Annotated in this window: 9 protein-coding genes; 4 read left to right on the plus strand and 5 right to left on the minus strand. The window is 54.2% G+C overall.

Annotated features, from left to right (window positions below):
- Positions 1-105: 105 nt before the first annotated feature.
- Positions 106-462 carry a DUF2500 domain-containing protein gene (locus HA51_RS24890; protein ID WP_084938035.1) on the minus strand — a complete coding sequence of 119 codons (357 nt, stop codon included), beginning with the start codon at positions 460-462 and terminating at the stop codon, positions 106-108.
- A 162-nt stretch (positions 463-624) separates the two neighbouring features.
- Between HA51_RS24890 and HA51_RS24895 the strand changes: the two genes are divergently transcribed.
- Both HA51_RS24895 and HA51_RS24900 read left to right on the plus strand, forming a co-directional pair.
- Positions 625-1,254: a lysoplasmalogenase gene (locus tag HA51_RS24895; protein WP_084938037.1), complete on the plus strand. Its 630-nt coding sequence runs from the start codon at positions 625-627 to the stop codon at positions 1,252-1,254.
- Between the two features lie 94 nt (positions 1,255-1,348).
- Positions 1,349-3,625 (plus strand): zinc/cadmium/mercury/lead-transporting ATPase, encoded by a 2,277-nt coding sequence (locus HA51_RS24900; protein ID WP_084938039.1) that lies wholly within the window; start codon positions 1,349-1,351, stop codon positions 3,623-3,625.
- On the opposite strand, the gene tusA is transcribed toward HA51_RS24900, so the two are convergent.
- Positions 3,622-3,870, minus strand: a complete 249-nt coding sequence (tusA, locus tag HA51_RS24905) for a sulfurtransferase TusA (protein WP_084938042.1) — start codon at positions 3,868-3,870, stop codon at positions 3,622-3,624. The genes HA51_RS24900 and tusA overlap by 4 nt on opposite strands.
- Before the next feature lie 310 nt (positions 3,871-4,180).
- On the opposite strand from tusA, the gene HA51_RS24910 reads away from it, so the two are divergent.
- Both HA51_RS24910 and HA51_RS24915 read left to right on the plus strand, forming a co-directional pair.
- A complete protein-coding gene (locus HA51_RS24910) occupies positions 4,181-4,846 on the plus strand; it encodes a 7-cyano-7-deazaguanine/7-aminomethyl-7-deazaguanine transporter (RefSeq protein ID WP_084938044.1) in 666 nt (221 codons plus the stop codon).
- A gap of 125 nt (positions 4,847-4,971) precedes the next feature.
- A complete protein-coding gene (locus HA51_RS24915) occupies positions 4,972-5,526 on the plus strand; it encodes a DcrB family lipoprotein (RefSeq protein WP_084938046.1) in 555 nt (184 codons plus the stop codon).
- A gap of 173 nt (positions 5,527-5,699) precedes the next feature.
- On the opposite strand, the gene glgP is transcribed toward HA51_RS24915, so the two are convergent.
- The 3 genes from glgP to glgC all read right to left on the minus strand — a co-directional run bounded on the left by glgP (position 5,700) and on the right by glgC (position 10,960).
- Positions 5,700-8,147: a glycogen phosphorylase gene (glgP, locus tag HA51_RS24920; RefSeq protein WP_084938049.1), complete on the minus strand. Its 2,448-nt coding sequence runs from the start codon at positions 8,145-8,147 to the stop codon at positions 5,700-5,702.
- A gap of 21 nt (positions 8,148-8,168) precedes the next feature.
- On the minus strand, positions 8,169-9,602 hold the full coding sequence (gene glgA, locus HA51_RS24925) for a glycogen synthase GlgA (RefSeq protein WP_084938052.1): 1,434 nt from the start codon (positions 9,600-9,602) through the stop codon (positions 8,169-8,171).
- A 74-nt stretch (positions 9,603-9,676) separates the two neighbouring features.
- Positions 9,677-10,960 (minus strand): glucose-1-phosphate adenylyltransferase, encoded by a 1,284-nt coding sequence (gene glgC / locus HA51_RS24930; RefSeq protein ID WP_084938055.1) that lies wholly within the window; start codon positions 10,958-10,960, stop codon positions 9,677-9,679.
- Position 10,961 lies beyond the last annotated feature (1 nt).

A 10,961-nucleotide genomic window follows, 5' to 3' on the forward strand; every position in this document is an offset into this window, starting at 1 on the left:
CGCATGAATGCGTCCCCTACAAAACCACGTTGAACCTCGTAGGGGCGCCATTTATGGCGACCGAAACACACTTAAATGACAAGCATGACCGCATTAGCGGCCCTTTTACTGTGCTGGCGTGAAGCTGACAAAGCGGCTGCCCTTCATCTTCAACTCCCCTTTCGCCCCTTTATCGATTTGATGATAGTCATTGGCATTGACCACCACTTTGATATCACTCGCGCCATTCAGTGGATGGAACATCGCTTCATAGGTCATATCTTCCGCCACAATCTCTTCGCGCTGGCGTGAACGCCGATTGGGTGAGGGGAATTCGCGTTTCGTTTTCACTTCAACGGTAAGGGAACGTACGGGCGAAGCATCATTCACCGCCGTTTCGCGGCGCTGCTTAATAAACTGACGGGTCGCCAAAACGGCAATAATCGCCAGAACGATGAAAAAGATTAGCGGTGGTTTGCTCATGATTTCTCTCGTGCTTTGCGTGGTTATTGGGGTGAGTAAAGACGACAAAGCATACAACCAGAGTTGACCGATTGTCACATTTGCCACCCGTAACATACACTGGGATCGCGATTTTGGGAAAATTCAATAGTCTGGGCTGCGCGTCCAGAAAAGGGAGAAAACATGCTTTGGTCTTTTCTTGCCGTACTTTTTTCCGGTTGGCTCTATGTCGATGCGTCATACCGTGGCCCGCAATGGCAACGCTGGCTGTTCAAACCCGTTACTCTGCTATTGCTGGTTGCATGGGCATGGCAGGCCCCCACTCTGAATACCACCGACTATTTGATTCTCGCTGGGCTGGTTGCCACGCTGGTTGGTGATGCGCTGACGTTACTACCTCGCCAGCAAATGCTCTATGCGTTAGGTGCATTCTTCCTGTCGCATCTGCTGTATACCATCAGCTTCGCCGCGCACATGACCATGAGTTTCTTCTGGCCGATTCCGGTGACGCTGCTGGTGATTGGTGCCGTAGTTATCGGCGTGATCTGGTCCAAGCTAGAGGATTTGCGCTGGCCGACCTGTACGCTGATTGGCATGACGCTGGTGATGAACTGGATGGCAGCCGAAAATTACTTCTTCCGACCAACTGATTTTAGCTTCTCACTGCTGGTCGGGGCAGGATTATTGCTAATAGCCAATATTGTCTGGTTTATTACGCATTATCGCCGCCGTTTCAGTGCCGATAGCGCCATTGTTGCTGCTTGTTACTTCGCCGGTCACTTTATGATTGTGCGTTCTTTATGGCTGTATTGAAGAAAAGATGACCTCGCCACTTGACTCTGGAGTGGACTCCAGAGTGTAGCATTCGGATTGCGGGCAGTGGCCCGCATCTGATTCTGGAGGTCATATGCACTCACATTCTCATCCTTGCCGCTGTGGGAAATCTCACAGCAAACCTCAGCCGTTGTGCGCCATTCGCAGCGCTTCGCCAACTACATTGAAAATCTCTGCCGCAATGCCCGCGACACCTGAAAACGGTTGTGGCTGCTGTGATAACGACAGCGGCAGTCCTGGTGGCGAAAGCGACGCCGAAGGTGACAGGCCCGCCTTAACTTCACACCAATTCCGCTGGCAAATTGCCGGGATGGATTGCCCCAGCTGCGCGCGAAAAATAGAAAACGCGGTGCAGCAACTCCCGCAGGTCAGCAGCGCCCGCGTGATTTTTGCCAGTGAAAAACTGGTGGTAGATGCGCATCAGGATATCCGCTCTGCCATCGAAACCGCGGTCAAAAAAGTCGGCTTTACCCTGACCTCAAACGATCTCCCTTCTCAGCCCGCGACCCCAAACCGCTGGCGCGAGAATGCCAGCTTGCTGGTACTGACGGTAATGATGCTGGCAAGCGGGTTGCTCAGCCAGATTGCGCCAGCGTGGGGCGATCGCCTGTTCGTGGTGACAACACTGATTGGCTTAGCGCCGATTGCCCTCAGCGCAGGAAAACTGTTGCGTGGCGGCTCCCCATTTAGCATCGAAACCTTGATGACCATTGCCGCTGCCGGCGCACTGATCATCGGCGCACACGCCGAAGCCGCCATGGTGCTGCTGCTGTTCCAACTGGGTGAGCGTTTGGAATCCTATGCTGCCGCGCGTGCTCGTCGTGGCGTCAGCGCATTGATGGCGCTGCGTCCCGATACCGCTACGCGTCTGACTGGTCACCAACGCGAGCAGGTCGCGCTGGCTGACTTACGTCCCGGTGATGTAATTGAAGTCGCTGCAGGCGGGCGTTTACCCGCCGATGGCGCACTGCTGAATCTCAGCGCCAGTTTTGACGAAAGCGCCCTTACCGGTGAATCAGTACCCGTAGTACGTCAGCCTGGCGAAGCGGTGATGGCCGGGGCCACCAGCGCCGATCGTTTGGTGACCCTGAAAGTCATCTCACAGCCCGGCCAGAGCGCCGTCGATCGTATCCTGCAACTGATTGAAGATGCTGAGAGCCATCGTGCACCAGTAGAACGTTTTATCGATCGCTTTAGCCGCCTCTATACCCCAGCGATTATGCTGCTGGCGCTATTGGTGATGGTGTTGCCGCCGCTAATAGCCGGTGCCGCATGGCTTCCCTGGATCTATAAAGGCCTGACGCTGCTGTTGATTGGTTGCCCCTGTGCGCTGGTCATTTCAACTCCAGCAGCCATCACTTCCGGTTTAGCGGCGGCAGCACGCCAAGGCGCCTTGATTAAAGGCGGCGCGGCGCTGGAGCATCTCAGTCGCATCCAAACCATGGCATTCGATAAAACCGGTACGCTGACCGTTGGCAAACCACAGGTGACGCAGGTTGAGGCCTTCGGCGCACAGGAAGAGAACGCGCTGCTCCGCATTGCGGCGGCGGTCGAGCAAGGTTCAAGTCATCCGCTGGCATTAGCGGTGGTGCAAGAAGCCGAACGTCGCCAGCTAAGATTGCCGCAAGCACAACATCAGCAAACGCTGGCCGGTAGCGGTATTCGGGCGCAAATTGAGGGCATCACGTATCAGTTATTAGCCCCACGTGATGTCAATGAACTCACTGAAGATCAGCAGCAGGCGATAGCCCAGCGCGAAGCACAAGGACAGACCGTTGTAGTCCTGTTGCAAGAACAGACGGTGCTCGGCACGCTGTCGTTGCAGGATCAACTGCGCGAAGAAGCGGTAAGCGCATTAGCGCAGCTGAAAGCGTTAGGTATTCACAGTCTGATGCTGACAGGTGATAACCCGCGCGCGGCTGCGGCAATTGCCGCTGAGCTGAATATCGAGTACCGCGCCGGATTGCTCCCCGCCGATAAAGTCGAAGCCGTACGCAAACTGGGGCAGCAGCAATCGCTGGCGATGGTGGGCGATGGCATTAACGATGCGCCCGCCATGAAAGCCGCAACCTTGGGCATTGCCATGGGCAGCGGTACCGATGTGGCGCTGGAAGCCGCCGATGCGGCATTAACACAAAATCGCCTGACGCTGTTACCGCGCACCGTTGCACTGGCACGTCGCACGCGCGCCATCATTCGTCAGAACATTGCAATTGCGTTAGGGTTGAAGGGGATTTTCTTGGTCACCACGCTGCTTGGTTTTACCGGCTTGTGGCTGGCGGTGTTAGCCGATTCCGGTGCAACTGCACTGGTCACCGCCAACGCGTTGCGCCTGCTGCGTCAGCGTTAAGCCTGGCCTTTCTGAATCAAATACTGGTACGGCAGCGTTTCCGTCTGCTGTGCCAGCAACTGATGTTCCATAAAGCGGCAAAATCCTGGAATATCACGCGTTGTCGCCGGATCGTCAGCAATGATCAACAGGGTTTCACCCGCCTGCATGGTACGGACGGTTTTGCGCACCATCATCACCGGCTCCGGGCAGCGTAAGCCCTGTGCATCAAGTGTGTGGTCAGGCGTGGAAAAGGGATCGCTCATGATTCTCTGTCTTCATTCATGGTGGGCGCTCATTCTAGCGCGCTCAATCCTTAGCGCAAGGCGATAACGATTGCGTTAAAATTAACCATTGCATTAATTGCGCAACGCGCTAAGATGCCGCCGTTTTTTTAACAGATACGACGCTATCCCCTAAATAATTCGCGTTTTAGCAAGGCGGCAAGTGCGTGTACCCCCAGGAGCTTACACAAGTAAGTGACTGGGGTGCGCGAACGCAGCCAACGCAGCTACAACGCGAAGTATGACGGGGATGGGATTGGGTTCCCTCACCCCAACTTTAAAAAGGTCAGAAATGATTAATTTTTCCGCTCGTCAGCGCATGCATGCGCTGTTTTGGCTATCGCTATTCCATTTGCTGGTGATCACCTCCAGTAACTATCTGGTGCAGCTGCCGGTTTCGATTTTCGGCTTCCACACCACATGGGGTGCGTTTAGTTTTCCGTTTATTTTCCTCGCAACCGATCTCACCGTGCGTATTTTTGGCGCGCCGTTAGCCCGTCGCATTATCTTAGCGGTGATGATTCCAGCACTCTTCATCTCTTACACCGTCTCTTGCTTGTTCTACCAAGGCGAGTGGCAGGGTTGGGCAGCACTGGAACAGGTGAACCTGTTTGTCGCGCGTATCGCCAGCGCCAGCTTTATGGCTTATGCGCTCGGTCAGATTCTTGATGTCCATGTTTTTAACCGTTTGCGTCGTTTACCGCAGTGGTGGGTTGCCCCTGCTTCGGCGATGTTCCTCGGCAATATTAGCGATACGCTGGCCTTCTTTTTCATCGCTTTTTACAAGAGTCCAGACCCGTTTATGGCCGCTCACTGGGTGGAAATCGCCTTAGTGGATTACAGCTTCAAAGTATTGATTTGCATGGTTTTCTTCCTGCCTGCTTACGGTGTGCTACTCAATGCCATGTTGAAACGCTTGGCCGAGCGCTCTTCACAGCGTCAGATGAATTTCGGCTAATTGCACATAGACGAAATGCCGTAGCACGCTAAGATTTCCTGACAAAGCGGCGGTTGCTTTTGACCGTCGATTCCGTTTCTATACCGGATAGAAAGCGCCAGACTGGAATCATAAAAGGGAAAAGAATGCGTAACTTAGTGAAATATGCGGGTATTGGTTTATTGGTTCTGGGTCTTGCGGCCTGTGACCAGAAGAAAGACGATGCAGCAGGTAGTAACGGCGCCAGTGCCAGCCAGTCAGCTCAGACCGTGAATCTGATGGAGGGTAAATTGAGCTTTAGTTTGCCTGCGGGGATGTCTGATAAGAGCGGCAAACTCGGTTCTGAATCCACGAATATGCACGTCTACGCCGATGAAACCGGCCAGCGCGCCATTATCGTGATTGCAGGCGATCCGACCAATGAAGCGCTTGATGCGTTGTCGCAGCGTCTGGAACAGCAGCAGCGCAGCCGTGACCCGCAGCTGCAAGTCGTGTCAAACAAAGCGATTACGTTGAAAGATCAGCCCGCTCAGCAGCTGGATACGGTGATTTCGGCCAATAACCAGACTTCATGGTCTTCAGTGATTTTGGCTAAGGTGGATGGCAAACTGCTGACCCTGCAAATTACCCTGCCAGCAGACAACCAGCAGCAGGCGCAGAGCGATGCGGACGCCATCGTGAAAAGCATTACACTCAAGTAATGCTGTCCAGGTGCGCATAAATGCGCACCCTACGAAAACCGCACCGAACAATGTAGGGTAGCCATTAATGGCTACCGAAATGTGCTTGAGCGGCGCGATTTATTGCAAATGCCTGAAGCAGCAATACTGCTGGCAGATGCACAATAAATTGCGCCGCTACGACATCTCCAGCTTTACAATCTCACCGGCGAAATATGCCAGATCTCATCCGCGTACTCCTGAATCGTTCTGTCCGCTGAGAAGTAGCCCATATTGGCGATGTTCAACGCCGCACACCGCTGCCACTCATCTGACTGACGATAAAGTTTGTCGACCTTATCCTGCGTATCGACATAGCTACGGTAATCGGCCAGCAGCTGATAGTGATCGCCGAAGTTCACCAGCGCATCAAACAGATTGCGATAGCGACCCGGTTCAGTAGGACTGAACGCGCCGCTGGCGATTTGCGTCAGTGCCTGATTCAACTCTGCATCTTCCTCATAATATTTACGCGGATTGTAGCCATCCTTGCGCAACTGCTCGACCTGCGGCGTGGTGTTGCCAAAGATAAAGATATTCTCTGGCCCAACATGCTCACGCATCTCGACGTTGGCGCCATCCAGCGTACCGATGGTCAATGCGCCATTAAGGGCAAATTTCATATTGCTGGTGCCCGACGCTTCCGTGCCCGCCGTAGAGATCTGCTCAGAGAGATCCGCCGCCGGAATGATGATCTGCGCCAGGCTCACGCTGTAGTTAGGAATGAACACCACCTTCAGCTTGTTCTTCACCTGCGGATCATTGTTGATCACATTCGCGACGTCGTTGATCAAGTGAATGATGTGCTTCGCCACGTAATAGGCCGAGGCCGCTTTACCGGCAAAGATATTCACGCGCGGCACCCAGTCCGCAGTGGGGTCGGCCTTGATACGGTTGTAGCGCGTAATCACGTGCAGCACATTCAGAAGCTGACGTTTGTATTCGTGGATGCGTTTGATCTGCACATCGAACAGTGCATGCGGATCCAACACGATATCCATGTTCTTGGCCACCCAATCCGCTAAACGCTTCTTGTTGGCAAACTTAGCATCGGCGATCTGCTCAATGAAGGCTGGATAATCGGCATGCGGCGTCAACTCGCTCAGTTGACCAAGATCGGTACGCCAGTTGCGGCCAATGGTCCCATCCAGCACTTCTGACAGCGCGGGGTTCGCTAGCGCCAGCCATCGACGCGGTGTCACGCCGTTGGTTTTATTGCAGAAACGGCCAGGGAACAAACGTGCAAAGTCTGCAAACAGAGATTGCACCATCAAATTGGAATGCAGCTCAGATACGCCATTCACCTTGTGGCTGACCACCACCGCCAGCCACGCCATGCGAATCTTACGACCGTTGTTCTCGTCAATAATCGAAATGCGCGACATCAGATCCCAGTCGTCTGGGTAATATTCCTGAATGGTTTTCAGGAAGTAGTCATTGATTTCAAAAACAATGCTGAGATGGCGCGGCAGGATCTTGCCGAACATATCTACCGGCCAGGTTTCCAGCGCTTCACTCATTAGCGTGTGGTTGGTGTAGGAGAACACCTGACAGGTGACTTCGAAGGCATCATCCCAGCTGAATTTGTGCTCGTCGATCAACAGACGCATCAATTCGGGGATGGCCAGCACCGGATGGGTATCATTGAGGTGGATGGCGATTTTATCCGCCAGATTGTCCCAGGTTTCATGCATCTGCCAGTGGCGATTGAGAATATCCTGCACCGTGGCCGACACGAGAAAATACTCCTGACGCAGACGCAATTCACGGCCTGAATCCGTTGAGTCATCGGGATAGAGCACACGTGAGACATTCTCAGAGTGGTTTTTATCTTCTACCGCCGCGAAGTAATCACCTTGGTTAAACTTACCCAGATTGATCTCGTTGCTGGCCTGTGCGCTCCACAAACGTAACGTGTTGGTCGCATCGGTATCAAAACCTGGGATAATCTGATCATAAGCCGCCGCGATAATCTCTTCGGTTTCTAACCAGCGAACGCGCGCACCTTCATGCTGCAAGCGCCCACCGAAGCGGACTTTATAACGTGTGTTAAAGCGCTGGAATTCCCAAGGATTGCCGTATTCCAGCCAATAGTCTGGCGATTCACGCTGCTGACCATCAACAATATTCTGCTTGAACATGCCGTAGTCATAGCGAATACCGTACCCACGTCCCGGCAGGCCCAGCGTCGCGAGAGAATCGAGGAAGCAGGCCGCCAGCCGTCCTAAACCACCGTTACCCAGCCCCGGATCGTTCTCCTCGTCCATCAGCTCACTGAGATCGAGACCCATCTCGTCTAGCGCCTGATTGAGATCGTCATAAATACCCATCGCCAGCAGCGCATTGCCCAGCGTGCGCCCCATCAGGAACTCCATCGACAGGTAATAAACCTGACGCACATCTTGTGACAGCTGAGCACGGCTGGATCGCAGCCAGCGTTCCACCATGCGATCGCGCACCGCCAACAACGAGGCGTTGAGCCACTCATGTTGATTGGCGATCGACGGGTCTTTACCAATGGTAAACATCAGCTTATAGGCGATTGAGTGCTTCAGTGCGTCAACCGTCAGCGTGGGTGAGGCATAGGTGAAAGGTGCATTCATATCCAGTATCCCAATCTCTGATTACAGCAAACGTTGATAAAGATCGCGGTAGGCTTGTGCAGCCACCTGCCAACTAAAATCCATCCCCATCGCCTGCCGCTGAACGTAACGCCAGAGTGAAGGACGGGACCACAGTACAAAGGCACGTCGAATCGCGCGTAGCAGCGACCAGGCGTTACTGTCTTCAAAGCTGAAACCGCTTGCGACCCCGTCAGCGAGGTTCTCCAGCGAACTGTCTTGTACCGTATCCGCCAGCCCGCCAGTGCGGCGCACCAGCGGCAGGGTGCCGTACTTCAAACCGTATAGTTGGGTCAGGCCACACGGCTCAAAGCGGCTCGGTACCATAATCACATCGGCACCACCGACAATGCGGTGCGAAAACGCTTCGTGATAACCAATCTGAACGCCCACGCTGCCAGGGTGCTCAGCGGCGGCGGCGAGAAAACCTTGTTGCAACTCGGCATCGCCTTGGCCCAGCAGCACCAGTTGTCCACCCTGTGCCAGTAATCCCGGCAGCGCCTCCAGCACCAAATCCAGCCCTTTTTGTTTAGTCAGGCGGCTGATGACACAGAACACCGGCGCTTTCTCATCAATTTTCAGCCCCATGGCGATCTGCAGTTGGCGCTTGTTCTCTGCTTTACTCTCCAGCGTGTCACGGTCGTAACGCGCCGTGAGCAGCAGGTCATGGGCTGGGTCCCAAATGCCAGGGTCGACACCGTTGAGAATTCCGCTTAAGCGCCCTTCTTTCAGGCGCTGTTCCAGCAGAGATTCCATGCCGTAGCCAAACTCTGGCCGGGTTATCTCTAAAGCATATGTCGGGCTTACTGCGGTTATATGATCGGCAAAAAATAATCCCGCTTTGAGATAGGAAATTTGTCCGTAAAACTCCAATCCGTGCATATCGAAGAAGGCGCGCGGGATCTGGATCTCATCCAAATGACGCGCTGCAAACAGCCCCTGATACGCCAGGTTGTGTACGGTAAATACCGTTTTCGCCGGACGCCCACGTGCCGCAATGTAGGCGCAGGTGAGACCAGCATGCCAGTCATGGGCGTGCACCACATTGGGTTGCCAGTGCATATCCAGCCCACTGGCAAGCTCAGCACCGATCCAGCCCAGCAGCGCAAAGCGCAGATAGTTGTCCACATAGGCAAATTGCGATGTGTCGTGATACGGGCTGCCGGGACGTTCATACAATCCCGGCGCATCAATTAAATAAATGCCAACACCGTTAAATTGTCCAAATAATAAACGGACCGGCCCGGCAAAAGTTTGCAGCTCCGCCACGATTTCGGTATCAGGAATCCCTTTACGCAGATCCGGATACGCGGGAATCAGCACCCGCGCATCCATACCTTCAGCTATTTGAGCCTGAGGCAATGCACCGACAACATCAGCTAATCCACCGGTCTTCAACAGCGGAAAAAGCTCTGAACAGACATGTAAAACCTGCATCCTGAACCCCTATTGTGTTATCGCGCGCGTTCCCCGCGGCGATTGCCTGTGTGTCTTGCTCGTTGCTTTCGTGGTCAACTAGCCAACTTGGCCAGCATGGCGCGCGTCACCAAAACGATGCCTTCTTCTGAACGGTAAAAACGGCGGCTGTCTTCATCAGGGTTTTCACCAATCACCATGCCTTCCGGGATCACGCAGGCGCGATCAATCACGCATCGGCGCAGACGGCAGGATCGGTTAATAACCACATCAGGTAACAGCACCGATGAGTCGATATTGCAAAATGAGTTAATGCGCACGCGCGGGAACAGCACGGAATTCACCACCACCGAACCGGAGATGATGCAGCCACCCGACACCAACGAATTCATCGTCATGCCATGGCTGCCCGAGCGGTCCTGCACAAACTTCGCCGGAGGCAAGGGTTCCATATGGGTGCGGATCGGCCAGTCGTGATCGTACATATCCAGCTCAGGCGTGACCGAGGCCAGATCAAGATTGGCGCGCCAGTAGGCTTCCAGCGTCCCGACATCACGCCAATATGGCTCAGCGTTTTCATCGTTCTGCACGCACGATAAGGTAAAGGAGTGTGCGTAGGCCTCACCGCTTGCGACAATTTTCGGCAGCAGGTCTTTACCGAAATCATGACTGGATTCAGGGGCTTGCAAATCCTCCTCCAGCAGCTGGTAGAGGTAATCCGCGTCGAACACGTAGATGCCCATACTGGCTAGCGCTTTGGTGTCATCCCCCGGCATTGAAGGAGGTTTCGGCGGTTTTTCCACAAAATCGACCACGTTGTTGTCGGCATCCACCGCCATCACACCAAAGGCCGTGGCTTCAGCGAGCGGCACCGGTAGGCAGGCAATAGTGCACTTCGCGCCACGTTCAGCGTGATCGAGCAACATCCGCGAGTAGTCCATTTTGTAGATATGATCCCCGGCGAGAATCACGATGTATTGCGCTCGATAGCGGCGAATGATGTCGAGGTTCTGCGAAACCGCATCGGCGGTACCGCGATACCAATGCTCGGTGGAAGCACGCTGCTGCGCCGGCAGCAAATCGACAAATTCATTCATCTCTTCGTTGAATAACGACCAGCCACGCTGGATGTGCTGCGTTAACGTGTGCGACTGGTATTGGGTGATCACGCCGATGCGCCGAATGCCCGAATTGATACAATTCGACAGCGCAAAGTCGATGATGCGGAACTTGCCGCCGAAGTGCACGGCAGGTTTGGCGCGTTTGGCGGTGAGATCTTTCAGGCGCGTTCCGCGCCCGCCAGCAAGGATCAACGCCACCGTTTGTGTAGGGAGCTGGCGCGCCAGCATCAGTGGGTCTGTTCTATCTAACTTAACCATG

This window comes from Pantoea rwandensis, assembly GCF_002095475.1.
Taxonomy (GTDB): domain Bacteria; phylum Pseudomonadota; class Gammaproteobacteria; order Enterobacterales; family Enterobacteriaceae; genus Pantoea; species Pantoea rwandensis.